Genomic DNA, 25495 nt, shown 5'->3' with positions numbered 1-25495 from the left:
AACCCGGCGCGGGCACGCACGGCGCCGGGGCACAACGCGGCTCCGACGACCGGAGCCGGTGAGAGGAGTGGTTGATGCGCCGCAGATTGAGGCGCGCGGTCTCCGCGTTGGGGGCCGCACTGCTGATGGTGGGACTCGCCGTTCCGGTCGCCCAGGCGCACCCGGAGGGCTTCCACGTGCTGGTGTTCAGCAAGACCGCGTCCGGCGCCTACCGGCACGACTCGATCCCCGCCGGGCTCGCGATGTTCGACCAGCTCGCCTCCGAGCGGCAGTGGGAGCTGACCAAGAGCGAGGACTCCAGCGTCTTCAACGACGCCACGCTCGCCACGTACGACGTGGTGGTCATGCTCCAGACGTCGGGCATGGTGTGGGACAACGACGCGCAACGCGCGGCCGTGCAGAAGTACCTCCGCGGCGGCGGCGGGATCGTCGCGATCCACAACGCCACGGACATGAACATCGAGCAGCAGTTCCCGTGGTGGGACCAGATGCTCGGCATGACCATGACCCAGCACTCCGCGACCGTGACCGGCACCGCCAAGGTCGCCGACCGCAAGCACCCCTCCGGCGCGGGTCTGCCGGACCGGTGGACGCGCACCGAGGAGTGGTACAACTTCGACCGCAACGCGCGCGGCAACGTGCACGTGCTGGTGACCGCGGACGAGACGACCTATGACGCGGGCAGCTCCAAGATGGGCTACGACCACCCGATCTCGTGGTGCCGCAACTTCGAGGGCGGCCGCGTCTGGGCCACCGGCATGGGCCACCAGGCGTCCAGCTACTCGGAGTCGCTGTTCCGGCAGCACGTCGCGGGCGGCGTGGAGAGCGCGGGCGGCAAGGTCGCGTCGGACTGCGGTCCGACCGTGTGGGCCAGCTACGAGAGGGTCGCGCTGGACCAGAGCACGATCGCGCCGGGCGCGGTCGACGTGGCGCCGGACGGCCGGGTGTTCTTCACCGAGTACGGCGGCAAGCTCAAGATCTACAAGCCGGACACCCGCACCACCGTCACGGCGGCGTCGCTGAACGTCTACGGCAACGGCCAGAACTCCGAGGACGGCCTCACCGGCATGGCGCTGGACCCGGACTTCGCGGCCAACCGGTACATCTACCTCAACTACTCGCCGGCCGACTCGACCGAACAGGCGACCCGGATCTCCCGGTTCACCATGAACGGCGACACGCTGGACCGGTCGAGCGAGAAGGTCCTGCTCACGGTGCCCGCCTGGCGCGAGAACGAGCCCGGCCACACCGGCGGCTACCTGGCGTTCGGGCCGGGCAAGAACCTCTACATCGGCGTCGGCGACGACATCAACCCGTTCGCCTCCGACGGCTACGCGCCGATCGACGAACGCTCCGGCCGCAAGTGGTGGGACGCCCAGGGCACCGCGGCCAACACCAACGACCTGCGGGGCAAGATCCTGCGCATCCACCCGGAGGCCAACGGCACCTACACCGTCCCGTCGGGCAACCTGTTCGCCCCCGGCACGGCGAAGACCCGGCCGGAGATCTACGCGATGGGCTTCCGCAACCCGTTCCGGTTCAGCGTCCACCCGACCACGGGCGTGATCTACGCGGCCGACTACGGCCCGGACGCGGGCGCGGACAACGCCAACCGCGGTCCGGGCGGGCTCGTCGAGTGGAACGTGATCAAGTCGCCGGGCAACTACGGCTGGCCGTACTGCATCGGCAACAACACCCCGTTCAACGACTACAACTTCGCCACCGGGCAGTCGGGCGCGAAGTTCAACTGCGCGTCGCCGACCAACACCTCGCCCAACAACACCGGCCTGACCACGCTGCCCGCCTCGCGCGCGGCGGACGTCTGGTACGGCAACAGCGCCACCGAGGGCCGCAAGTTCCCGGAGCTGGGCGACGGCGGCGAGGCGCCGATGGCGTTCCCGATCTACCAGTACAACGCGAACAACCCCTCCCCCACGAAGTTCCCGGCCTACTTCGACCAGACGCCGTTCCTCGGCGACTGGTCCCGCAACCGGATGTGGGAGTTCCGCACCGACTCGTCCGGCAACCTCCTGAAGATCAACGACTTCCTGAGCAACCTGAGCTTCGCGTCGCCGATGGACATGAAGTTCGGCCCGGACGGCTCGATGTACCTGCTGACCTGGGGCACGGGCTGGGACGACAACGTGCACCTGCCCGGCGCGGGCCTGTGGCGCATCGACTACAACGCCGGTGAGCGCAGTCCCATCGCGCAGGCCACGGCCACGCCGTCGTCCGGCGGCACGCCGCTCACGGTCCAGTTCTCCAGCGCGGGGTCGCGCGACCCCGAGGGCGGGGCGCTGACCTACCGGTGGACGTTCGGCGACGGCGGCACCTCGACCGCCGCCAACCCGTCGCACACCTACACCACGGCCGGCACGTTCGCCGTCCAGCTCACGGTGACCGACCCGACCGGCAAGACCGGCACCGCGAACCTCACGGTCACCTCCGGCAACACCGCGCCGACCGTGCGGTTCACCGGCCCGGCCGACGGCGGGATGTTCGCCTGGGGCGACACGATCCCGTACACCCTCTCGGTGACCGACGCCGAGGACGGGACGATCGACTGCACCCGGGTGGTCACCCAGGCCAACATCGGCCACGACGCCCACAAGCACCCGCTGGGCAACCCCATCCAGGGCTGCTCCGGCTCGATCCGGGCCGAGGCGGACACCGAGCACCAGAACGGCAACGCGCACATCATCGGCTCGGCCGAGTACACCGACAAGGGCGCGGCCGGGCTGCCGGGGCTGACCGGCAGCGGGTCGGTCGTGCTGCAGCCCAAGCGCAAGCAGGCCGAGTTCTTCACCGGCTCGTCCGGCGTGCGGGTGGTCGCCCAGGCGGGCGCGGAGTCCGGCGGGCGCGTCGGCGACATCAGCAACAACGACTGGATCTCGTTCAAGCCGGTCAACTTCACCGGGATCAACCAGGTGTCGTTCCGGGTGTCCTCGCCGTCGGGCGGCGGCACGATCGAGCTGCGGTCCGGCTCCCCGACCGGCGCGCTGATCGCGTCCTCGTCCGTGACGAGCACCGGCGGGTGGGACAACTACCAGAACATGCCCGCGGTGAACATCACCAACCCGGGTGGCACGGTCGAGCTGTTCGTGGTGTTCAAGACGTCGTCGGCCAACAGCTTCGACCTCGACTCGATCAACTACGTCGGGCCCGGCGTCGGCACCGGTGGTGGCGGCGGGACGGCGAAGCAGATCGTCGGCATCGGCGGCAAGTGCGTCGACGTCAACGGCGCGTCCACCGCCGACGGGGCCAAGGTCCAGCTCTGGACCTGCAACAGCGGTAACAACCAGAAGTGGACGCAGACCGGCTCGACGCTGCAGGCGCTGGGCAAGTGCATGACCGTCGCCAACGGCAGCCAGACCGACGGCGCGGCCGTGCAGCTCTGGTCGTGCAGCGGCGCGTCGTCGCAGAACTGGTCCGTGCAGTCCGACGGCACCATCCGCAACGGCACGAAGTGCCTGGACGCCAACGGCGGCAGCTCCGCCGACGGCACCCAGTTGATCATCTGGTCGTGCAACGGCGGGGCCAACCAGAGGTGGAGCCTCAGCTAGCGGTCAGCACTCCACCGGCGCCGGCGAGCCATCGCCGGCGCCGGTGGCGTTTTTTTGGGAGGTTCGTCGGAGGCATGTGCGCGGCGTTCGCATGTGGGGTTCGGCGGCGGGGGTCGTCGGTGGGGGGGTCGTCGGTGGCCTTCGCGGAGCGTTCGTCGGAGGGGTTCGTCGGAGGGGTTCGTCGGAGGGGCTCGCGTGCCGTGGCGGCCCGATCCGGCCGGCGGCCGGTCACGTCCCGCGTTTTGTTGCGTACGCAAGCAGCGCCCGTGACCAGCGTTGTTAGCGTTAACATGACTTCGGGCGATCGCCAGACGCCTGTCAGTGACGTTAAGCTCGCCGGGAGCGCTGTCCTGCGGGCTCCGGTTGTTAGCGTGAACGGCACCGCCGTCACCTGACCGCGGTCCGCGGGTCGCTCATGCCACGCCACGCGGTAAGACTGACTTATCCGTGGCGCACGAGCCACGAGTCGGTATGGTCGAACGGCGTCGAATGCCGTCGAACGGCCGGGGTGCGCCTGGCCAGTTTCGGGCTCAACCCCTTCTTTCCCTTGACTTCATGGGTTGGTGACCGCTGTCATTGGGTTCTGGGGAAGGCCGCGGGCCACGGCCGGATCCGGGGCGCGAGTCAGGCACAGTCGCCGGACGACCGCCGCGAAGAGTACGACACATCGCCGCCCCTCGGACGTCACCGGCGGGTGCCACGACGCAGTGGAGCAGTCCATGACAGCCAAGGACCGGGCCGCGGGCGCGAGAGGTCGTGCCCGGACGCCGCATCCCCACCCCTGACGCCGCCCATTCCCTTGCCATCGTCGCCATCGGAAGGAACGCAATGTCCCCCGGCTCACGATCGCCCGCCGCGGCGACCACCGCCCTGCCCCGGGTCACGAGACCCTCCAGCACCCACCACAGCCGCTCCCGAGCGGCCCACCGGCTCCCGCACCCGACCGGCACCGCACGCGACCGCTCCCCGGCCGCCCGCCTGCCCGCGCACGCAACCGGCACGGCACGCGGCGGGCGGACCGCCGTCTTGGCGGCCACCGCGCCGGAGCCCTCGGAGGTCCGCGCGCCATGACCGCGTTCAAGTCGCTGGGAGCCGCGGTGTCACCCGTCGCCGAGGACGTCGGCGCGGCGGAGCGGGAGCCCACGGCCACGACCCGGCAGTTGCTGCGGCTGATGGGCACGGGCGCGCTCGACGAGACGATCGCCCGCGAGATGGGCGTGAGCGTCCGGACCGTGCACCGCCGGATCACGCGCCTCCAGGAGCTGCTGGGTGTGCGCTCGCGCTTCCAGCTCGGGGTGATCGCCCGCGAACGGGGTTGGGTGTGACCCTGGCCGAGGCCCGGCCGCGCACCCGTGCGCCCATCGGAACTCGGCACGGCGCGCACTGGTGCGCGGTCGGCGGCGTCCGGCGGCTCCGGACAGGTGCGCACACCGGCGGGCAGCGTCCGGCGGCCAGGGCAGTCGCACACAGGGGCGCGCGGCACTCGGCGGCCCCGGCGGTTGCGCACACCGACGCGCAGCACTCGGCGGCCCCGGCAGGTGCGCACACCGACGCGCGGCATCCGGAGGCCCCGGCAGTCGCACACGCGGGCGCGCGGCCGTCGGCGGCCCTGGCGGGTGCGCACACCGGCGCGCAGCACTCGGCGGCCCCGGCGGTTGCGCACTCGCGCCTGCGCGCGGCGTCCGCCGGAGCCGCCAGGTCGCGCACCTGCGCATGGCCGGCGGAACCCGGCACGTCGCGCGCCCGCGGGCGGCCGGAGTCCGGCGGGACCGGGGAAGGCGCGCACACCGGCGCGCGGCGTCCCCCGGGACCGGCAGGCGCGCGGGCGGTCCCGGCGACGCGTCACGCGGCGCGTCGCCGGGACCGGGGGGCTCACCGGCCCCAGAGCCGCCAGGTCTGGTTCAGCTCGCTGCTCTGCCCGACCGGCTTGCACGACCACTGGACGAGCTGCGCGCGGGCGGCGGTGGAGACGCCGTTGACGTCGACGCACTTGCCGCTGTGCCGCGCCACCAGCTGGTGGTCGTGCACGTCGTTGCCGGCGTAGGTGACCCGGCGGAGGGTGAACTGCTGGCTCGTCGCCCCCGCCGCGCAGGTCTGCTGGACGATCGCCGCGCCGTCGGCGGTCGAGGCGCCGGCCACGTCGAGGCACTTGCCCGACTGCCGGTTGACCGCGGTGAAGGTGTCGGCGACGCCCGCCACCGGTCGGAAGTCCCACAGCTGCTGGTCGCCGCCCTCGCAGTGGAACTGCTGCTGCCGGTTGCCGTCCGCGCCGCTCAGGCCCGTGTTGTCCAGGCACTGCTGCGAGTGCTGGGCGACGGCCACCGTCTCGAAGCCGGTGTCGCCCGGCGGCAGGAGCGTGATCGTGGACGTCTCGTCGACGTTCGAGTGCGGCACGGTGACGGTGGTCGCGTTGCCGGACAGGGTCACGACCGAGTTCTGGACCGTGATCGGCCCCTGGACCGCACCGCCGTTGTTGTGGGGGATCCGCTGCACGCGCACCCGGACCTGGTTGTTCTGCACGATGCCGCTGGTGGCGTCCAGGCCCCGGATCGCGACCGCGACGTTGCCGGTCGTGCCCCCGCCGCCGACGAGGACCTTCGCCGACCCGGTGGTCTTGGTCGCGAACGCGTCGTAGCTCTGGCTCGGCGTGACGGACACGACCTGGCCGGTCTGGGAGCCGTAGAAGCGGTAGACCCACCACTCGCCCTTGGGCAGGTGCTGCCCGGCGGAGTTGCGGGTGAGCAGGTTGCCCAGGTCGTTGTGCAGGTTGCCGCCACCCGCCCAGTTGGCGCGCAGGCCGTCCGCGCCCGCGCGTTCCAGGCGGGCGATGTACCAGGAGCCGTCGCCGGGGTTCTGCTCGTTCGACGCGCCGTACTCGTTGATCTGGTACGGGCGCGGGTGCGCGATGCCGCGTGAGTCCAGGGTGGTGTTGGCCGTGGCCACGTTCGCCACCGGGTCGCCGGGCAGCGAGTGCCAGCTCACGATGTCGGGCACCACGTTGTTCGCCCGCACGAAGTCGAGGTACTGCGTCCACCAACCGCCCGTGGACGGCACGCACGCGCAGCTCGGGCCGACCACCAGGTGGCCCGGGAACGCCGCGCGGACGCGCTGGTAGGTGCGCCGCCACAGCTCGAAGTACTGGGACTGCGGGCGGTTCCAGAACAGCGTGATGTTGGGCTCGTTCCACAGGTCCCACTGCACGGGCGCGCCGGTCGCCCGCACGTCGTCGATCAGCCGGGTGAGGAAGTTGTCGTAGTCGGTCCAGTTGCCGTTGTCGCCGGGGAACCGGGAGATCGGGTAGCCGTCCGCGCCCCACAGGTCGTGCACGAGCAGCACGAACTCGCCGCCCAGCGCGCGGGTGCGCAGCAGTTGGGCGCGGGTGGCGTTCCACCGGCGGTCGTACCGGCCCGAGACCCAGCCGCCCGGCGAGTCGAGCTGCGCGCCGCCCGCGCGCAGGTACCGGAACTTGACGTCGCGGAAGAAGTGGTCGGCAGGGCCGGAGGCGTCCTCGGTCATGCCGTAGATCCAGCCCGACGCCCGGTAGGTGGGGGCGCCGGTGGCGGTGGCGAAGTTGACGGTGATCGCTTCGTCGGCGGCCTGCGCCGGCGCGGCGAGCGCGATGACGGACACGGCGGCGAGCAGTGCGCCGAGGCCGCGTCGTCTCGTTCGGGTGGGGTCCACGCTGACTCCTGGGGAGGGGGTGGGGACCGGCTCGTCCTGGAGGTGGTCGGGCGGCGGATCACCACTCGAACCGGTTCGATCGTGGGGTGACGGTACGCGCCCACCGCCCGCCATGGCAATGGAAACTCCGTCGAACCGATTCGCTACAGCATCGACACAGCCCGAACCACGACGGCTTCGACGGCACGGGGGCGACGAGCACGGCGGCGGCCGGACCGGCAGGGACGGAGCGGCGGGAGGGCGCGCTCGGGTCGGGAACGGCGGTGCGGGACGGCCGGGACGGAGCAGCGAGACGGCCCGGACGGAGCAGCGGGACGGCGCGGTCGGGTCGGGAACGGCGGTGCGGGACGAAATCAGGGACGGGAGGGCGGCTCGGTGTTCAGCCGCCCGGAGCGGAACGGGTCGACCTCGTGCGGCACGTCGGCGAACCCCGCGCCGGACAACGCCTCCCGCAGCCCCGGCAGCGCCGCGACCCCGTCCACCACGGCCGGGTCCACCTCCAGGCGCACGGTGTCGCCGAGGTCGCGGACGCGCAGGTCCGGCGAGGCGATCCCGGCCGCGGCGAGCAGGGCGCGCACCGCCACCTCCGCCCGGTCCACGCGGGCCAGGCGGTGGGGCGTCACCTCGAGGCCGTACCGGATGCGGCTCGCCAGGCACGGCGTCGCGGGCTTGTCCCAGGTCGGCAGCGCCCACTCGCGGCTGAGCCGCCGGACGTCGTCCTTGCCCAGCCCGGCGTCGCGCAGCGGCGTGTGCACGCCGCGTTCCGCACCGGCCCTGATGCCCGGCCGGAACGGGTCCGCGGCGTCGTCGGCGTTCGTGCCTGTGGCCACGTGCCCGTAGCCGTGCTCGCGGGCCAGCGCGGTGATCGTGCCCAGCACCTCGGACTTGCAGAAGTAGCAGCGGTCCGCGCCGTTGGCCCGGTAGCCGGGGCTGGCCAGCTCCCGGGTGCGCGGCGTCAGGTGGGTGACGCCGAGGTCGTCCGCCAGCCGGGCGGCACGGGCCAGCTCGCCGGTGGCCAGGCTCTCGGACACGGCCGTCACCGCGAGGACCCGGGCCGGCCCGACCGCGCGCACGGCCGCCGCCAGCACCAGGGCCGAGTCGGCGCCGCCCGAGTACGCCACGGCCACGGGCCCGATGTGCCGCATCCGGCCGACGAGCGGGTGTTCGCCCATGTCACCCTCCGGTGGGAGATGGTCCGGTGGCGGCCCGCAACGCCCGGTCCCGCACGGCCGCCAGGGGCAGGCCGAGCCGCGTCGCCACGTCCACCACGTCGTCGTGCTCGGGCTTGGCGCCGTGCGGCCCGTGCTTGACGCGCACCGGGTGCCCGTCCACGTGCACCGTCTCGAAGGCGCGCGGCAGGGCCGTGCGGGTCACGTCGGCGCGGCGGAGGCCGAGGCTGCCCGTCTCGGCCAGCACCACCTCGCCGAGGCGGTCCGCGTCGGCCGGGCGCGCCAGGACGTGCAGCACGTGCGCGGGCCGGCCCTTCTTCATCACGGCGGGCGTCGTCCACGCGTCGAGCGCGCCGTGCTCCAGGACGCGCGCGATGGTGTGGCCGAGCGTTTCGCCGGTGACGTCGTCCAGGTTGGTCTCCAGCACCACGACGTGTTCCCGCACGCGGGCGGTGAGGGGGTCGCCGAGCGTCACGGCGGTGACGTTGGGCCGGTCCGCCAGGCGACGGGTTCCGGCCCCGTAGCCGGTGGCGCGCACGGTCATGGGCGGCACGGGCTCGTAGCGCGTGCCCAGGGCGCGCAGCAGCGCCGCGCCGGTCGGCGTCACGGTCTCGCCCGGCAGGTCGGTCCCGGCGACCGCCGCGCCGGTCAGCAGGGCGAGCGTCGCGGGCGCGGGGCACGGCAGCACGCCGTGGGCCGCCTTCACCCGACCGCGCCCGAGCGGCAGCGGTCCGCTGACCACCTCGGTGACGCCGAGGGCGTGCACGGCGGCGGCCGTGCCGACGATGTCCACGACGGTGTCGTGGCCGCCGAGTTCGTGCAGGTGCACGGCGCTCGGCTCGACGCCGTGCAGGTGCCCTTCGACCTCGGCGATCGCGGTCACGGCGGCGACGGCGAGGGCGGCGACCGGTGCGGGTTCGGCCCTCGCCACGAGTTCCAGCACCTCGGCGGCGCGGCGCTCGGTGGCGGTGTCGTGGACCTCGACGCGGACGCGGGTGGCGCGCAGGCCGTGCTCCACCACGCGGTGCGCGGTGAGGTCCCACCCGGTCAGCCCGGTGGCGGCCACCGCGGCCCGGACCCGGTCCAGCGGCGCGCCGGCGTCGATCAACGCGGCCAGCAGCATGTCGCCCGCGACGCCGGTGAACGGCGTGACCGCGCAGATCACGCGCCACCCCCGCGGGCGCGCACGCTCTGCGCGAGGCGGTGGGCGGCCATCGCCGCGGAGAACCCGGAGTCGATGTTCACGACCGTCACCCCGGCCGCGCAGGAGGCGTGCATCGCCAGCAGGGCCGTGACGCCCTCCAGCGACGCGCCGTACCCGGTGGACACCGGCACCGCGATGACCGGCACCCGGACCAGGCCGCCCACGACGCTGGCCAGCGCGCCCTCCATGCCGGCCACGACGACCACCGCGTCGGCGGCGGCCAGGTGGTCGCGGACCTGGAGGATCCGGTCGAGTCCCGCGACCCCGACGTCGTGCACGGCGGTCACGTCGAGCCCGATCGCGCCGGCCACCGCCACGGCCTCCGCGGCGACCGGGCGGTCCGAGGTCCCCGCGGCGGCCACGGTGACCCGGAAGTCCCCGGCCGGGGCCGGTCGCCACACCAGCAGCCGGGCCTCGGCGTCGAACCCGCCACCGTCCACGGCGGACAGCACGGCGTCGGCGACGTCCGGGGCGACGCGGGTGACGAGGACCGGCCCGGTGTTGTGGTCGAGCAGCCCGGTGACGATCCCTCGGACCTGCGCCGCGGTCTTGCCCGGCCCGTAGACCACCTCGGGCAACCCCTGCCGCTCCTCGCGCCCCAGGTCGAGCCGGGCGAACCCGAGGTCGAGCACGCCGCTCACGACCGCCCTCCCCGCAGGTACGGGATGGTCTGGGGGCCTTCGGGCAGCAGGCAGACCCGCGCGTCCGGGCCCGCGGCGGCCAACGCCCGCGCGACCGTGTCCGAGATGTCCCGCGTCTGCTCCAGGTGGGCGGTGGCGAGGTCGGCGTCGCTGAGGTGCGAGGTGCGCATCACGACCCGGCTGCCGGACTGGATCCGCGCCTGGATCTGCACCTGCCACTGGTCGGGCACGGTCTCGGCGCGGGCGCTGATCGCCTCGAACAGGGCTTGCGGCGAGGGGGCCGAGGCCAGCACCTCCCGGTACGAGCCGTGGTCGGGGAAGCCGTCGCGGCACTCGGCGGCGCACACGATGGTCCCGCCCGGCCGGACCACCTGGAACGCGGCGGACATGCCCTTCACCGCCTGGTACAGGTTCTGGTCCAGCGGGTAGCCGGAGTTGGTCGTCACCACGACGTCGAACGGCGCGTCGACCGGGCGCATCGCGGTCCGCTTCGCCAACGCCGTGGCGGCGGCGTGCATGGGCAGCAGGTCGCCGCCGAACGCGGCGACGATGTCCTGGTCCCGGTTGAGCACCACGTCGAGCGCGAACGTCACCCCGGTGGCCTCGGCGATCGCGCGCACGTCGTCGTGGACGGGGTTGCCGTGCGTGACGCCCCAGGTGGCGCGCGGGTCGCCGATGCGGGCCGCGTCGTGCAGCACGAGCACCGTCTCCAGGGCGGCGAGGCCGGGCGCGACCATCTTCGGGCCGCCGGAGAAGCCCGCGAAGAAGTGCGGCTCCACGAACCCCGTGGTGATGCGCACGTCGGCCTCGACCCACTGCCGGTTCAGCCACACCGGCACGCCCGCGCCGTGCGTCCCGACCCAGGCCAGGCTCCCCCGGTCGCGGGCGTCGTGGTTGACGATCCGCACCGAGTCCACGACCTCGTCGCCGAACATCCGGCGCAGCTCCGCCTCGTCGTTGCCGCGGTGGGTGCCGGTGGCGACCAGCACGACCACGTCGTCGAGGTCCACGATCCCGTCCAGCTCCGCCAGGACGGCCGGGATCATCAGGTGGCGCGGCTGCGGCCGGGTGCCGTCGCACGCCGAGATCGCCACCGTCTGCCCTCGGCGCACCCGCTCCCGCAACGGCGGTCCGGCCACGGGCGACCGCAGCGCCTCGCGCAGGACCGCCTGCTGGTCGGGGGCCGCCTCGTGGTGCACCGGTTCGACCACGGTCGCCACGCGCCCGTCCACCTCGACGTCCAGCCCGGTCTCGCCGTACGCCAGGCGCACCCTCACGTCGACTCCCGCAGCCGGTAGGCGCGGACCGCCGTCGCGCCGAACACGTCGTCGCGCTCGGCCTCGGTCAGGCCCGCGGTCACCGCCTCGGCCGCGGCCACGACCTCCTCGTAGGACGCGGCGAGCAGGCAGACCGGCCAGTCCGAGCCGAACATCACCCGCGCCGGGCCGAACGCGTCGAGCACCACGTCGGCGTACGGGCGCAGGTCGGCCACCGTCCACGCCGCGTGGTCGGCCTCGGTGACCATGCCGGACAGCTTGCAGAACACGTTCGGCTCGGCGGCGAGCCCGCGGACCAGCGACGCCCACGGCTCCAGGCCGCCGGCCGCGATGTCCGGTTTGGACACGTGGTCGAGCACGAACGTCATGCCGGGCAGCGCGCGCACGGTCTCGATGGCCGCCGGCAGCTGATGGGGCCGGGTCAGCAGGTCGTAGGCGAGACCGGCCTCCGCCACGTCCCGCAGGCCCCGGCGCACGTCCGGCCGGGTCAGCCACCGCGGGTCCGCCTCGCCCTGCACCAGGTGCCGGACGCCGACCAGCCGCTCTCCCCCGGGGCCCGCCCGCAGCGCGGCGAGCATGTCGGCCGTGCGGCCGTCGGTCAGGTCCACCCAGCCCACGACACCCGCCACCGGGCCGTCGGGGTCCCGGCCGGCGAGCGCGAGGAAGTCGGCGGTCTCCTCGACGTCCGGCAGGACCTGGACGAGCACCGTGCGGTCGATCTCGGCCGCCGCGACCGCCGGCGCGAAGTCGTCCAGGGTGAAGTCGCGCCGGATCGCGGTCAGGCCCGGGTCGTCCAGCCAGTCGTGGGCGCGCGGCGCGGGTCCCGGTCCGGCCGCGTCGCCGGGGAGCACCCGCCACAGGTGGTGGTGCGCGTCGATCCGGATCACGGTGCTTCCTCCCGGGTTGGCTCGTCGAGGTCGGCCCACAGCGCCTCGGGGATGTGGAGGGCCGCGTGCCCGGCGTTGGCGTGGACCTCGTGGGCGCTGCGCGCGCCGACGACGACCCCGCTCACGGCGGGGTGCCGCAGCGGGAACTGGAGGGCCGCGGCGGCGAGCGGGACGCCGTGGTCGGCGCAGCGCGCGGCGAGGTCGAGCGCGCGCCGCCGGACGTGCTCCGGGGCCGGCGCGTAGTCGTAGGTCGCGCCGGGAGCCGGGTCGGCGAGCACGCCGCTGTTGAAGACACCGCCGACCAGCACGCCCACCCCGCGTTCGGCGCACAGCGGGAGCAGGTCGTCGGCCGCGGACCGGTCGAGCAGCGAGTACCGGCCGGCCACGAGCACGCAGTCCAGGTCGGTCTCGCGGACGAACCGGGCGAGCATCCCGACCTGGTTCATGCCCGCGCCGATCGCCCGCACCGCGCCCTCGGCGCGCAGCCGGGCCAGCGCCGGGAACGCGCCGCCGACCGCCTCGTCCCAGTGGTCGTCCGGGTCGTGGACGAGCACGACGTCGAACGCGTCCAGGCCGGTGCGCTCCAGGCTCTCGGCGAGCGAGCGGTAGACCCCGTCGGCGGAGTAGTCGCGCACCCGCCGCAGGTCCGGTTCGCCGCGGAAGCCCTCGTCGCCGTCCGGCTCCCCCGGCACGAGCAGCCGCCCGACCTTGGTCGACACGACGAACTCCGCGCGCGGGCGACCGGCGAGGAACGCGCCGAGCCGCCGTTCGGCCAGGCCCGCGCCGTAGTGCGGGGCGGTGTCGAAGTAGCGGATGCCGACGTCCCACGCGGCCTGCAGCGCGGCGGCGGCCTGGTCCGGGTCCACCGCCGAGAACAGGCCGGCCAGCGGGGCGGTGCCCAGGCCGAGCCCGCCGACCGCCACCCCGGAACGGCCGAGGGCGGCCCGCCGGTCGAGCGGCGCGGGGACCATCACGCCTGCCCGAGAACGTGGCGCTGGCGGCCGAGGCCGTCGATCTCGGCCTCGACCACGTCGCCGGCGCGCAGGTAGGGGAAGTCGTTCGCGCCGAAGGCGACCCCGGCCGGGGTGCCGGTGTTGATCACGTCGCCGGGTTCGAGCACCATGAAGTGGCTGAGGTACCGGACGACCTCGCGCACGCCGAAGATCATGTCCGCGGTGCTGCCCTGCTGGCGCGGCTCGCCGTTGACGCTCAGCCGCATCCCCAGCGCCTGCGGGTCGGCGACCTCGTCGGCGGTGACCAGCCAGGGGCCGAGCGGGTTGAACGTCTCGCACGACTTGCCCTTGTCCCACTGGCCGCCGCGCTCGTGCTGGAAGGCGCGTTCGGTGACGTCGTCGGCGATGGCGTAGCCCGCGATGACGTCGTCCGCCCGCGCCGCGGAGTCCAGGTAGCGCGCGGTCGCGCCGATGACCACCGCCAGTTCGATCTCGTAGTCGGTCTTCACGCTCGTGCGCGGGATGAGCACGGTGTCGTTCGGGCCCACGACGGTGTTGGCGGCCTTGAGGAACACGACCGGTTCGGCGGGCGGTGGGGTCGCGGTCTCGGCGGCGTGGTCGGCGTAGTTGAGCCCGATGCAGACGACCTTGCCGGGCCGGGCGACCGGGGAGCCGATCCGCTGCCCGGCGAGGTCGAGCCGGGGCAGCGAGCCGTCGGCGAGGGCCGCGCGGACCCGCGCCACGCCCCCGGTCGACAGGAACGCGCCGTCGATGTCGGCGGTCAGCCCGCTCAAGTCGTAGGCGGTGTCGTCGGCGTCCAGCACGGCGGGCCGCTCGGCGCCCGGCTCGCCCACGCGCAGCAGTCTCATCGGGTCGGGGTTCCTCTCGGTGTCGGCGGCCGGTCTAGCCGTCCCGCTCCAGGTGCTCCCGCAACCACCGCTCGGTGGTGCTGATGTGGGTGAGCGCCGCCGCCTGGGCCAGCGGCGCGTCGCCGTCGGCCAGGGCGCGGTAGATCGCCTCGTGCTCGTCGAGGGTGCGGTCGGCCACGCCGTCGTCGACCAGCCCGCGCCAGACGCGGGCGTGCGCGGTGCGACCGGAGATGCCCTCCAGCAGCGTCGTCAGCGTGGCGTTCCCGGTGGCCGCCACCACCGCCCGGTGGAACGCGGCGTCGTGCCGGTTGAACAGCTCCACGTCGTCGCGGCTGGCCCGCATGGCGTCGAGGTGGCGCCGCACCTCCTCCAGGTCCGCGGGCGCGGCGCGGGTCGCGGCGAGCCCCGTGGCCACCGGCTCGAACAGCCGGCGGACCTCCGTCAGCTCCAGCAGCGTGTCGCCGCGCAGCAGCTCCACGGCCGACGCGACGCCGCTGAGCAGCAGCTCCGGCTCCAGGCTCGTCACGTAGGTGCCGTCACCGCGGCGGATCTCCAGCACCCGGGCGACGACCAGCGCCTTGACCGCCTCGCGCATCAGGTTCCGGGACAGCCCCAGCTCGGCCGCGAGCTGCTGCTCGGGCGGGAGCTTCGACCCCGGTGGCAGCTCGCCCGACTGGATCAGGTCCCGGATGCGGCCGATGGCCTTGTCGGTCAGCGACACCGGTGGCTCCCGTGGTCCTGTGGTGCGGGCCACGGCAGGCTACAAGACATCCCATCTCCGGCCAAGGGTCCGTCGGGCAGGTTGGCGACTTCCGGACACACCTTCGCCCGCCACCAGCGGTTTTCGTGGTGAGCCGGGATTCGTCCGTGGACACGAGAGGGGCCGCGCCCTATAAATCCATCCCATCTCTTGCCCGGCTGATCCGCACCGGAACAGCCGTCGACACGACGAGGGGTGACCGCCATGACGCCCAGACGGGCCGTCCCGGGCCGGGGGCGCGGGGCCCGATGACCGAGCTGATCACCGCGGTGGAGGCGGTGGACGTGCGCTTCCCGACGTCGCGCCACCTCGACGGTTCCGACGCGATGAACCCGGAGCCGGACTACTCCGCCGCCTACGTCACGATCCGCACGAGCGACGGCGCGGCGGGCCACGGCCTGGCGTTCACCGTGGGGCGCGGCAACGACGTGGAGGTCGCCGCCGTGCGGGCGCTCGCGCCGCTGGTCACCGGGCTGCCGGTGGACGAGGTGCTGGGCGACCTCGGCGCGTTCTCCCGGCGGTTGACCGGGGACAGCCAACTGCGCTGGCTCGGCCCCGAGAAGGGCGTCATCCACATGGCCGCCGCCGGGATCGTCAACGCCGTGTGGGACCTGTACGGCAGGCGCGAGGGCAAGCCGGTGTGGCGGCTGCTGTCCGAGCTGTCCCCGGAGCGGCTGGTCGACCTGGTCGACTTCCGCTACCTGCGCGACGCCCTGACCCGCGACGAGGCGCTGGACATCCTGCGCCGCGCCGAGCCCGGCCGGGCCGAGCGGACGGCCCGGCTGCTGCGCGAGGGCTACCCCGCCTACACCACGACGCCGGGCTGGCTCGGCTACGACGACGAGAAGCTGGTGCGGCTGTCCACCGAGGCGGTCGCCGACGGGTTCACCCAGATCAAGCTCAAGGTGGGCGCGGACCGCGCGGCCGACGTGCGCCGCCTGCGCCTGGCCCGCGAGGCCGTCGGACCGGACGTCCGCATCGCGGTGGACGCCAACCAGGCGTGGGGCGTGCCGCAGGCGATCGAGTGGATGTCCGCGCTGCTGCCCTACGACCCGTACTGGATCGAGGAGCCCACGTCGCCCGACGACATCCTCGGCCACGCCGCGATCCGTCGCGCCCTGGGCACGGTGAAGGTGGCGACCGGCGAGCACACCCACAACCAGGTGATGTTCAAGCAGTTGCTCCAGGCCGAGGCCATCGACGTCCTGCAACTGGACGCCAGCCGCACCGCGGGCGTCACGGAGAACGTGGCGATCCTGCTGCTCGCGGCCAAGTTCGGCGTGCCGGTGTGCCCGCACGCGGGCGGCGTCGGGCTGTGCGAGATGGTGCAGCACCTGGCGATGTTCGACTACGTGGCGGTCAGCGGCACCACCGAGGACCGCGTCATCGAGTACGTCGACCACCTGCACGAGCACTTCACCGACCCGGTGCGGGTCCGCGGCGGCCGCTACCTCGCGCCGACCGCGCCGGGGCTGAGCGCCGAACTGCGCCCGGAGTCGATGCGCGACCACCGCTACCCCGACGGCCCGGTGTGGCAGGGGGAGGCCATCGCATGACCACTGCGGCACCCCACCCGCCGACCACCGCCCGACACGCGACCACGACGTCCCTGCACGAGGGGACCACCGCGGCATCCGACGGGTCGACCGAACCGAACCGGACACCCGACCACCGCCACCCCGCCCGGCACGGAAAGGCCACCGCATGAGCACCGCCGAGTTCGCAGGGCTGACCGCCGTGGTGACCGGCGGCGCGTCCGGCATCGGCCTGGCGACCGCACGGCTGCTCGCCGCGCGCGGCGCGCGGGTCGCCTGCCTCGACCTCGCCCCCGAGGGCGTGCCGGAGCCCCTGGTCGGCCTCCGCGCCGACGTGACCGACGACGACTCCGTGCGGGCCGCCGTCGAGGAGGTCGTGCGCCGGTTCGGCGGGATCGACGTCCTGGTCAACAACGCGGGCATCGGCGCGCAGGGCACGGTCGAGGACAACCCGGACGACGAGTGGCTGCGGGTGTTCGACGTCAACGTGTTCGGCATGGTGCGCACCACCCGCGCCGCCCTGCCGCACCTGCGCCGGTCGAGGAGCGCGGCGATCGTCAACACCTGCTCCATCGCGGCGACCGCCGGCCTGCCCGACCGGGCGCTGTACTCGTCCACCAAGGGCGCGGTGCTGTCGTTCACCCTGGCCACCGCGGCCGACCTCGTGCGCGAGGGCATCCGGGTCAACTGCGTGAACCCCGGCACCGCCGACACGCCGTGGATCGGCCGCCTGCTGGCCCGCGCGGCCGACCCGGAGGCCGAACGCGCGGCGCTCGACGCCCGGCAGCCGATGGGCCGGCTCGTGACCGCGGACGAGGTCGCCGCCGCGATCGCCCACCTGGCGAGCCCGCTCGCCGGCGCCACCACGGGCACCGCGCTCGCCGTCGACGGCGGCATGAGCGGTCTGCGCCTGCGCCCCCGAACCTGACCCGCCACCGGTCGAAGACCGCTAGGAGGACCGCCGTGAAGACCAGCACCCTCGCCGGCGCCTGCCTCGTCGCCCTCACCGCCCTGCTCGGCGCGTGCGGCGGCCCCGGGCAGGGCGCGGGCGGCGCACCGGTGATCGGGGTCGACTACCCCCGTTCGGACACCGACTTCTGGAACTCGTTCATCGAGTACACGCCCGGCGCGGCGGCCGACGCCGGGCTGGAGCTGAAGACCACCAACTCGCAGAACGACGTGGCCAAGCTGACCGCGAACGCCCAGGCGTTCATCAGCCAGGGCGTCAAGGGCGTCGCGATGGCGCCCCAGGACACCGCCGCCATCGCGCCGACCCTCGCGCAACTGGAGGCGAAGAAGATCCCCGTCGTCACCGTGGACACCCGTCCGGACACCGGCAACGTGTTCATGGTGGTGCGGGCGGACAACCGGGCCTACGGCGAGAAGGCGTGCCGGTTCCTCGGCGCCAAGCTCGGCGGCCAGGGCAAGGTCGTGATGCTCCAGGGCGACCTGGCCTCGATCAACGGCCGCGACCGCACCGAGGCGTTCAACGAGTGCATGAAGGCGAACTACCCCGGCATCACGGTCTTCGGCGAGGCCACCAACTGGGACGGCGCGGTCGCCGCGCAGAAGCTCCAGACCGACCTCACCGCCCACCCGGACATCAGGGGCGTCTACATGCAGTCGAGCTTCGCGCTCGCGGGCACGTTGCAGGTGCTCAAGCAGAAGGACCTGCTCGTGCCGCCGGACGACCCCCGGCACGTGTTCGTCGTGTCCAACGACGGCATCCCCGAGGAGCTGAAGAACATCGCCGAGGGCCGGATCGACGCCACCGTCTCGCAGCCGGCCGACCTGTACGCGAAGTACGCCGTCGAGTACCTCAAGGCCGCGATCGACGGCAGGACGTTCGGCCCCGGCCCGACCGACCACGACAGCACGATCATCCGGGTGCGCGAGGGCGTGCTGGAGGACCAGCTCTCCGCGCCGCTGGTGACGGCCGACGGCGGCACCTACGACGGCGTGCCGAGCGTCAGGCACGACGACCGGTCGCTGTGGGGCGCGAAGACCGGCTGACCCGGAAGGCGGCACGCGAGATGACCACCACCGCACCCGTCGCCGAGGCGGCGGGCATCACCAAGCGGTTCGGCTCCACGGTCGCGCTCGACTCGGCCGGCATCAGGGTCGAGGCCGGGCAGACCCACGCCCTGGTCGGGCGCAACGGGGCGGGCAAGTCGACCCTGGTGTCCATCCTCACCGGGCTCCAGGCGCCGGACGCGGGCACGGTCGCGTTCGGCGGCGAGCCCGCGCCCCGGCTCGCCGACCGCGACGCGTGGCGCCGGCGGGTGGCGTGCGTCTACCAGAAGTCCACGATCATCCCCGACCTGACCGTGGCGGAGAACCTGTTCCTCAACCGCTACGACCGCGGCCCGACCGGGCTCATCAGGTGGAAGGCGCTGCACGCCAAGGCGCGCGACCTGCTGGAGACGTGGTCGGTGGACGTGGACGTGCGCACGCCCGCCCGCGAGCTGGACGTCGAGCGGCGGCAGTTCGTGGAGATCGCCCGGGCGTTGTCGTTCGGCGCGCGGTTCATCGTCCTCGACGAGCCGACCGCGCAGCTCGACGGCGCGGCCATCGCCCGGTTGTTCACCCGGATCCGCGAACTCCAGCGGCAGGGCGTGACGTTCCTGTTCATCAGCCACCACCTCCAGGAGGTCTACGAGATCTGCGACACCGTCACGGTGTTCCGCGACGCCCGGCACGTCCTGACCGCCCCGGTGGCGGACCTGCCGCGGGCCGACCTGGTGGCCGCGATGACCGGTGAGGCGGCCGTCGCGGCGCGCGGCGCCCGCCGCGCCCCCGTGACGCCGAGCGGGGCGGACGCGCTGGAGGTGGACGGGATCTCGCTGGCCGGCCGCTACCGCGACGTGTCGTTCCGGGTCCGGCCGGGCGAGGTGGTCGGCCTGGCGGGCGCGGCGGGCAGCGGCCGGATCGAGATCGCCGAGACCGTGGTGGGGCTGCGCCGCGCCGACACCGGCACCGTGTCGATCGCGGGCGTGCGGCCGCGACCGGGCAGCGTGCCGGCCGCGCTCCGGGCGGGCGCGGGGTTCGTGCCGCAGGACCGCCACCACCAGGGGCTCGTGCCGCAGATGTCGGTCGCGGACAACGCGACCCTGACCATCCCGGAACGGCTCGGCCGGGCCGGTTTCCTGGACGGCCGCCGCCGCGACGCCATCGCCCGCACGATGATCGACCGGCTGGCGATCAAGACGCCGGGGCCGGAGCTGCCGGTGTCCGGGCTGTCCGGCGGCAACCAGCAGAAGGTCGTCCTGGCGCACGCCCTGGCGGGCGACCCGAAGGTGTTGGTGCTGATCAACCCGACCGCCGGCGTGGACGTGCGGTCCAAGGAGTTCCTGCTGGACAAGGTCGAGGAGGTCGCCGAGGGCGGCGCCGGCGTGGTGGTGGCCTCGGACGAGCTGGACGACCTGCGCATGTGCGACCGCGTCCTGGTGGTGTTCCGCGGCCGGGTCGTCGCCGAGGTGGCCGCCGGCTGGCACGACCACGACCTGGTCGCCGCGATGGAGGGGATGGACCTCGATGCCTGAGACGACGACGGCGGCCGCGCCGGACACCGCCCGCCGGAGCGCCGGGGGCGGGCGCGTCGCCTTCGCCCGGCTGCGCGACTTCGCGCTGATCCCGGCCATCATCGTGATCCTGGTGGTCGGCCACCTGGTCAGCCCGGTGTTCCTCCAGGTGGACAACCTGGTCAACGTGCTCCAGACGATGTCCGAGATCGCGCTGCTGGTGCTCGCCCAGACCCTCGTGCTGATCGTCAAGAAGATGGACCTGTCCCTGGAGTCCACGGTCGGCATCGCGCCCGGCGTCGCGGCGTGGCTGACCGTGCCGGTCGGCGCGGGCCACGGGCTCGGCCTGCTGCCCGGCGGCTGGTCGGTGCCCGTGACGCTGGCCGTCGGCGTGCTGATCGGCGTGGTCAACGCCCTGTTCATCATCCGCTTCGGGCTCAACGGGTTCATCGTGACGCTCGGCATGCTCATCGTGCTGCGCGGCATCCTGACCGGCATCTCCGGCGGCCAGACGTTCTTCCAGCTCCCGGAGTCGATGCTCTACCTCGGCACGGCGCAGTGGCTGGGCGTCCCCGCCTCGGTGTGGGTGTGCCTGGCGCTGTTCGCCGCCGGGATGGTGGTGCTCGGCTCCACCACGTTCGGCCGGTCCCTGTACGCGATCGGCGGCAACGTGGACGCGGCCAAGGCAGCGGGCATCCGCACCGACCGGGTGCTGTGGATCGTCCTCGTCGGCGCGAGCGCGCTCGCCGCGCTCAGCGGGCTGCTGCTGTCGGGGCGGCTGGCGTCCGTCGCGTCCGCGCAGGGCACCGGCTACATCTTCACCGTGTTCGCCGCGGCCGTCATCGGCGGCATCAGCCTCAACGGCGGCAAGGGGTCGATGTTCGGCGCGTTCACCGGCATCCTGCTGCTGTTCCTGATCCAGAACGTGCTCACGCTCGGCGGAGTCCCCGCGCAGTGGATCGGCGCGCTCAACGGCGCGATCATCCTCATCGCCCTCGCGCTGTCCCGGGTGACCGGGGGCAAGGCCCAGGACTAGGTGCGGTGGCCCGGGGCAGGGCCCAGGACCAGGTGCGGGTGGCCCGGGGGCGAGGTCCGCACACCGTCCCGGGCTGCCGCAGGCAAGGCGCAGTCCCGCCCCCAGGGGGTCGGACCATGATCGCCGCCACATCCGGTGGACCTCGAGTCAGCTGGAGTTCCTAGCGTCGTCGGCGACGAGAGGAGAACCACCGTGACCATCCTGGTAACCGGCGCCACCGGGAACACCGGCCGCCACGTGGTGAGCGAACTGGTGCGGCGCGGGCAGCGGGTCCGCGCGCTGACCCGCGACCCCGGGGCGGCCCGGCGGAAGCTGCCCGCCGGCGTGGAACTGGCGTCGGGCACGCACACCGAGCCCGACGCGCTGGCCGACGCCCTGACCGGCGTCACCGCGCTGCACATCACCGTGACCTCGGGCTTGGCCGAGGTCGGCGCGGACCTGGTCCAGCGCGCGGTGGACGCGGGCGTGCGGCGGATGACGGTGCTGTGGGGCGGGTACGTCGGTCCGACGGAGCAGGCCGTGGCGGACTCCGGGGTCGAGTGGACGCGCCTGGAGGCGCAGGAGTTCATGTCCAACACCCTGACCTGGGCCGACTCGATCCGGGCCGACGGCGTCGTGCGCGAGCCCCACGACCTGCCCAGCGCGCTCGTGCACGAGGCCGACATCGCCGCCGTCGCCGTGACCGCGCTCCTGGACGACGGCCACGCGGGCCGCGCCTACAACCTGACCGGCCCGCAGGCCCTGACCACGCGCGACCGGATCGCGGTGCTCGCCGCGGCCCTGGGGCGCGACATCGCGTTCGAGCGGATCACGCACGAGCAGGCCGTCGACCGGCTGACGGCCACCGGTGTCCCCCGCCCGGACGCCGAGTACGTCATCGGCTGGCACGCCTCCCCGCCCGCGGAGGCCGTCACGGTGGACGACACGGTCGAGCGGGTGCTCGGCCGCCCCGCCCGCACCTTCGCGCAGTGGGTCGCCGAGCACGTCGACCGCTTCCGGGGCTGACGCCGTGCGCCACACCGGCCGGTCGGCCCCGCCCCTGCCCGCAGCACACCGAACGAAGGAGTCCCGATCGTGGACAGTCCACTCGACCGCAGGCGGTTCCTCGCCGCGAGCGCCCTGACCGCCGGCGGCGCCGCGTGGCCCGGCCTGCTGCCCGCGCGGGCCGACGCCGCCGCGCCGCCGCTGCCCCTGCCGACGCGCGGCATCCACGACACCGCGCCCGCCGCGTCCTGGACGGACGGCTTCCTCACCGGCAACGGCGAGTACGGCGCGGTGGTCTACGGCGCGCCGACCGCCGAGACGGTGGTGCTCAACCACCACCGGTTCGTCCTGCCCAACGGGACGCGGTCCGTCACCCCTCCGGTGCTGTCGGGCCGGCTGGAGGCCGCCCGCACCAAGGCGCTGGCCGGCGACTACGCGGGCGCGAACCGGGACTTCGCCGCCGGGTGGTCGCTGCGCTGGACGCAGCCGTACCACCCGGCGTACGAGCTGCGGATCTCCACGCCCGGCATGACCACCGCGAACGACTACACCCGGACCACCGACTTCCGCACCGGGGAGGTCGCGTCCGGCTGGACGGACGGCAGCGGCACGTGGACGCGCCGCGCGTTCGTGTCGCGCCCGGACCGGGTCATCGTCCACGAACTGCGGCCGGCGACCGGCGGGACCGTCGACGCCACCCTGTCGGTCAACACCGCGCTGCCCGGCGTGCCCGCCACCGTGGGGTACGCGACGCGGGCGACCCTCGTCGGCGGCTCGGGCTACCTGAACCTGCGCGGCGCCTACCCGTCCGGGCAGGGCGCGTTCGGCTACGAGGGCGTCACCCGGGTCGTCGCCACCGGCGGCTCGGTCGCGGTGTCCGGCGCGACGGTCGTCGTGACCGGGGCGACCCGCCTGCTGCTGCTCACCAAGCTGGACCGGTACGAGTCGCCGGGCGGGTGGGACGCCGAGCCGCTGCACGCGGCGCTGGCGTCGATCGGGCCCGACTACGACGCGCTGCGGTCGCGCCACGTCGCGGTCCACTCGACGTGGTACGACCGCTCCCGGCTGGACCTGGGGGTGTCCGAGGCCGACCGGGCGTTGCCGACCAGCGCGTTGATCGCGCGGCAGAACGCCCGCCGCGACGTCCTGGACACCGCGTTGCTGGAACGGCTCTACGACTCGGGCCGCTACCTGTTCCTCAGTTCGAGCGGTGTCCTGCCGCCCCGGCTGACGGGCATCTGGGCGGGTTCGTGGAACGCCGCGTGGGCCGACGACTTCACCACCGACGCCAACGTCAACCTCCAGGTGGCGGGCGGCAACGTGCTGGACCTGCCGGAGGCCATGGAAGGCTACTTCACGCTCGTGCTGGGCCAGCTCGCCCACTGGCGCGCCAACGCGCGCAACCTCTACGGCGCCCGCGGCTTCCTCGCGCCGTCGCGCACCGACGGCGAGTACGGCCACATGCTGCACTTCAACGGCGCCGACTTCCCCGGGCACACGTGGACCGGCGGCGCGGACTGGCTGCTGCAGCCGCTGCTGGAGCACTACGAGGTGACCGGCGACCAGGCGTTCCTGCGCGACCGGCTCGGGCCCGCCCTCCTGGAGCTGGCGCTGTTCTACGAGGACTTCCTCACCCGCACCGACGCGAGCGGCAGGGTCGTGTTCGTGCCGTCGTTCTCGATGGAGAACACGCCCGGCAACACCGGCGTCGCCTTCTCGGTCAACGCCACCGGCGACGTCGCCGCGGGCCGGCACGCGCTGCGCGCCGCCGTGGCCGCCGCGACCGCGCTCGGCGTCGAGCAGGGGCCCGGCCAGGGCGTGCAGCGCTGGACGGCGCTGCTGGCCAAGCTGCCCGACTACCGGGTCAACGCCGACGGCGCGCTCGCCGAGTGGTCGTGGCCGTCGCTGTCCGACCGCTACAACCACCGCCACGTGCACCACCTGTACGGCGCGTGGCCGCTGCACGAGATCAACCCCGAGGAGCGGCCCGACCTGGTCCGCCCCGCGCTGCGCGCGTTGGAGCTGCGCGGCGACGAGAACACCTCCGCGCACGGCAGCCTGCACCGCGCCCTGGCCGCGGCCCGGCTGAAGGACGGCGAGAAGGTGTACGCCAACCTGCGCAAGATCCTCGGCAACAACATGGTCTTCCGGTCGCTGATGACCTCGCACAACCCGAACCTGGACATCTACAACGCCGACGCCGCCCACGCGATCCCGGCCGTGCTGGCCGAGGCGCTGGTGTACTCGCGGCCGGGCGTGCTGGAACTCCTCCCGGCCCTGCCCGCCCGGCTGCCGACGGGCACGATCACCGGCGTGCGGGCCCGCGGTCGGATCCACGTGCACAGCCTGTCGTGGGACCTGAACGCGCGGACGGTCACGCTCTCGGCCACGTCCGCCGTGCCGCAGGACGTCACCCTCATCAGCCGGCGCGGGATCACCTCGGTCACCGGCACCGCGCGGCTGACCGCGTCACCGCTGGGCTCGCACGCGCGGGTCCTGTCGATGGCGGCCGGGCAGCGCGTGGACCTCACCGTGGGGCTGCCGGCCACCACCTACTACCGCGTGGTCAACCGGCGCAGCGGGAAGGTGCTCGACGCCTACGGCGCCGGCACGGCCGACGGGGTCAAGGTGATCCAGTGGACGTGGTCGGGCAGCGCCAACCAGCAGTGGCAGCTGCTGCCGAACGACGACGGCTCGTTCCGGTTGGTCAACCGCAACAGCGGGCGGCTGCTCAACAGCCCGGGAGGCTCGGCGCAGGGGGCGCAGCTCGACCAGTGGGCGGACACGGCGAGCGACAACCAGTGGTGGCGGCTGGTCGACGCGGGCAGCGGCCACCACCGGCTCGTCAACGTCCGCAATGGACTGTGCGCCGACGTCGAGGGAGGCTCGACGGGCGACGGCGCGCGCGTCGTCCAGTGGACGGACAACGGGGGCGCCAACCAGCACTGGCAACTGGTCCCGCTGTGACTCCCCCGGTCAGCCGCGAGATCCCGGCCTCGCCGGGATCAATCGCGCAACAGGTAGAGGTCGTAGTACCAGAGGAACGAGTGCGTGCACTTGTAGTCCTTGGCCTGCTTGAGCTGCACGGCCGCCGTGCCCGCCGATTGGCACACGGGCCAGGCGTAGGTCCCCGCGTACACCCACCTCTCCGCCACCACGGGTTGCGACGCGCGGTCACCGACGTGGTCCGCGGCGATCACCAACCGGTGGAGTCCACTTCGGCCACGACGTTGCGTGTTCGCTTCCCAGCAGGACGGGGGTCGTGGGCGCACGAGCCGCCGACGGCGGGTGGTCGCCATCGTTCGACCGGTACGCCGACTCCCCGAACCCGTCCGCCGCGCGGGCGGGCGGCCGATCCGGGTGGCGAGCAAGTCCGTCCGGGTCCGCGCGCTGCTGGAGCGGGTGCTCGCGCGCC

General features: G+C 73.8%; 19 protein-coding genes. 9 read left to right on the top strand and 10 right to left on the bottom strand.

Annotated elements, in window-relative coordinates; all coding sequences use genetic code 11:
- The first annotated feature begins 74 nt into the window (after window positions 1–74).
- Both ACWEFJ_RS33950 and ACWEFJ_RS33945 read left to right on the top strand, forming a co-directional pair.
- The gene (locus ACWEFJ_RS33950) at window positions 75–3563 is read left to right on the top strand and encodes a ThuA domain-containing protein (protein WP_449716240.1); all 3489 of its coding nucleotides are present in this window, start codon (window positions 75–77) and stop codon (window positions 3561–3563) included.
- A gap of 1067 nt (window positions 3564–4630) precedes the next feature.
- Complete coding sequence (locus ACWEFJ_RS33945; protein ID WP_378098462.1) at window positions 4631–4888, top strand: response regulator transcription factor; 258 nt, start codon at window positions 4631–4633, stop codon at window positions 4886–4888.
- A 547-nt stretch (window positions 4889–5435) separates the two neighbouring features.
- Here the strand turns inward: ACWEFJ_RS33945 and ACWEFJ_RS33940 are convergent.
- The 9 genes from ACWEFJ_RS33940 to ACWEFJ_RS33900 form a co-directional block, all read right to left on the bottom strand.
- The gene (locus tag ACWEFJ_RS33940; protein WP_449716239.1) at window positions 5436–7244 is read right to left on the bottom strand and encodes an RICIN domain-containing protein; all 1809 of its coding nucleotides are present in this window, start codon (window positions 7242–7244) and stop codon (window positions 5436–5438) included.
- Window positions 7245–7597: 353 nt separating this feature from the next.
- Window positions 7598–8416: an ATP-dependent sacrificial sulfur transferase LarE gene (gene larE, locus ACWEFJ_RS33935; RefSeq protein WP_378094500.1), complete on the bottom strand. Its 819-nt coding sequence runs from the start codon at window positions 8414–8416 to the stop codon at window positions 7598–7600.
- A gap of 1 nt (window position 8417) precedes the next feature.
- Window positions 8418–9578, bottom strand: coding sequence for a nickel pincer cofactor biosynthesis protein LarC (gene larC / locus ACWEFJ_RS33930; protein WP_378094502.1), 1161 nt, complete (start codon window positions 9576–9578; stop codon window positions 8418–8420).
- Window positions 9575–10258, bottom strand: a complete 684-nt coding sequence (gene larB, locus ACWEFJ_RS33925) for a nickel pincer cofactor biosynthesis protein LarB (RefSeq protein WP_378094504.1) — start codon at window positions 10256–10258, stop codon at window positions 9575–9577. Before larB ends, larC begins: the two co-directional genes overlap by 4 nt.
- A complete protein-coding gene (gene larA, locus ACWEFJ_RS33920; protein WP_378094506.1) occupies window positions 10255–11535 on the bottom strand; it encodes a nickel-dependent lactate racemase in 1281 nt (426 codons plus the stop codon). Before larA ends, larB begins: the two co-directional genes overlap by 4 nt.
- On the bottom strand, window positions 11532–12419 hold the full coding sequence (locus tag ACWEFJ_RS33915; protein WP_449716250.1) for an amidohydrolase family protein: 888 nt from the start codon (window positions 12417–12419) through the stop codon (window positions 11532–11534). Before ACWEFJ_RS33915 ends, larA begins: the two co-directional genes overlap by 4 nt.
- Window positions 12419–13393 (bottom strand): aldo/keto reductase, encoded by a 975-nt coding sequence (locus ACWEFJ_RS33910; protein WP_378094508.1) that lies wholly within the window; start codon window positions 13391–13393, stop codon window positions 12419–12421. Before ACWEFJ_RS33910 ends, ACWEFJ_RS33915 begins: the two co-directional genes overlap by 1 nt.
- Window positions 13393–14244, bottom strand: a complete 852-nt coding sequence (locus ACWEFJ_RS33905) for a fumarylacetoacetate hydrolase family protein (protein WP_449716238.1) — start codon at window positions 14242–14244, stop codon at window positions 13393–13395. The genes ACWEFJ_RS33910 and ACWEFJ_RS33905 overlap by 1 nt, the downstream gene beginning before the upstream one ends.
- 34 nt (window positions 14245–14278) lie before the next feature.
- Entirely contained in the window at window positions 14279–14965 is a 687-nt protein-coding gene (locus tag ACWEFJ_RS33900) for a FadR/GntR family transcriptional regulator (RefSeq protein WP_449716237.1), read from the bottom strand.
- A gap of 287 nt (window positions 14966–15252) precedes the next feature.
- Between ACWEFJ_RS33900 and ACWEFJ_RS33895 the strand changes: the two genes are divergently transcribed.
- The 7 genes from ACWEFJ_RS33895 to ACWEFJ_RS33865 all read left to right on the top strand — a co-directional run bounded on the left by ACWEFJ_RS33895 (window position 15253) and on the right by ACWEFJ_RS33865 (window position 25047).
- Window positions 15253–16560, top strand: a complete 1308-nt coding sequence (locus ACWEFJ_RS33895) for an enolase C-terminal domain-like protein (protein ID WP_449716236.1) — start codon at window positions 15253–15255, stop codon at window positions 16558–16560.
- 148 nt (window positions 16561–16708) lie between these two features.
- Complete coding sequence (locus ACWEFJ_RS33890; protein WP_378094516.1) at window positions 16709–17467, top strand: SDR family NAD(P)-dependent oxidoreductase; 759 nt, start codon at window positions 16709–16711, stop codon at window positions 17465–17467.
- 35 nt (window positions 17468–17502) lie between these two features.
- Window positions 17503–18552 carry a sugar ABC transporter substrate-binding protein gene (locus ACWEFJ_RS33885; RefSeq protein WP_449716235.1) on the top strand — a complete coding sequence of 350 codons (1050 nt, stop codon included), beginning with the start codon at window positions 17503–17505 and terminating at the stop codon, window positions 18550–18552.
- Window positions 18553–18572: 20 nt separating this feature from the next.
- Window positions 18573–20081 carry a sugar ABC transporter ATP-binding protein gene (locus ACWEFJ_RS33880; RefSeq protein ID WP_449716234.1) on the top strand — a complete coding sequence of 503 codons (1509 nt, stop codon included), beginning with the start codon at window positions 18573–18575 and terminating at the stop codon, window positions 20079–20081.
- Entirely contained in the window at window positions 20074–21096 is a 1023-nt protein-coding gene (locus tag ACWEFJ_RS33875) for an ABC transporter permease (RefSeq protein WP_378094522.1), read from the top strand. Before ACWEFJ_RS33880 ends, ACWEFJ_RS33875 begins: the two co-directional genes overlap by 8 nt.
- A gap of 192 nt (window positions 21097–21288) precedes the next feature.
- Window positions 21289–22101, top strand: a complete 813-nt coding sequence (locus ACWEFJ_RS33870) for an NmrA family NAD(P)-binding protein (protein ID WP_449716233.1) — start codon at window positions 21289–21291, stop codon at window positions 22099–22101.
- Between the two features lie 69 nt (window positions 22102–22170).
- Window positions 22171–25047, top strand: a complete 2877-nt coding sequence (locus ACWEFJ_RS33865; protein ID WP_449716232.1) for a glycosyl hydrolase family 95 catalytic domain-containing protein — start codon at window positions 22171–22173, stop codon at window positions 25045–25047.
- Window positions 25048–25085: 38 nt separating this feature from the next.
- On the opposite strand, the gene ACWEFJ_RS33860 is transcribed toward ACWEFJ_RS33865, so the two are convergent.
- Window positions 25086–25283 (bottom strand): hypothetical protein, encoded by a 198-nt coding sequence (locus ACWEFJ_RS33860; RefSeq protein WP_449716231.1) that lies wholly within the window; start codon window positions 25281–25283, stop codon window positions 25086–25088.
- Between the last annotated feature and the right edge of the window lie 212 nt (window positions 25284–25495).

It is taken from the genome of Actinosynnema sp. NPDC004786 (genome assembly GCF_053601135.1).
This window is presented reverse-complemented; position numbering and strand designations above follow the sequence as displayed.

What these genes read in the sequence shown, in the direction of transcription:
- ACWEFJ_RS33890 (WP_378094516.1), top strand. Translation starts at nt 16,709, where the DNA reads ATGAGCACCGCCGAGTTCGCAGGGCTGACCGCCGTGGTGACCGGCGGC.
- ACWEFJ_RS33910 (WP_378094508.1), bottom strand. Translation starts at nt 13,393, where the DNA reads ATGGTCCCCGCGCCGCTCGACCGGCGGGCCGCCCTCGGCCGTTCCGGG.
- ACWEFJ_RS33945 (WP_378098462.1), top strand. Translation starts at nt 4,631, where the DNA reads ATGACCGCGTTCAAGTCGCTGGGAGCCGCGGTGTCACCCGTCGCCGAG.
- ACWEFJ_RS33950 (WP_449716240.1), top strand. Translation starts at nt 75, where the DNA reads ATGCGCCGCAGATTGAGGCGCGCGGTCTCCGCGTTGGGGGCCGCACTG.
- ACWEFJ_RS33880 (WP_449716234.1), top strand. Translation starts at nt 18,573, where the DNA reads ATGACCACCACCGCACCCGTCGCCGAGGCGGCGGGCATCACCAAGCGG.
- larE (WP_378094500.1), bottom strand. Translation starts at nt 8,416, where the DNA reads ATGGGCGAACACCCGCTCGTCGGCCGGATGCGGCACATCGGGCCCGTG.
- ACWEFJ_RS33895 (WP_449716236.1), top strand. Translation starts at nt 15,253, where the DNA reads ATGACCGAGCTGATCACCGCGGTGGAGGCGGTGGACGTGCGCTTCCCG.
- ACWEFJ_RS33875 (WP_378094522.1), top strand. Translation starts at nt 20,074, where the DNA reads ATGCCTGAGACGACGACGGCGGCCGCGCCGGACACCGCCCGCCGGAGC.
- ACWEFJ_RS33905 (WP_449716238.1), bottom strand. Translation starts at nt 14,244, where the DNA reads ATGAGACTGCTGCGCGTGGGCGAGCCGGGCGCCGAGCGGCCCGCCGTG.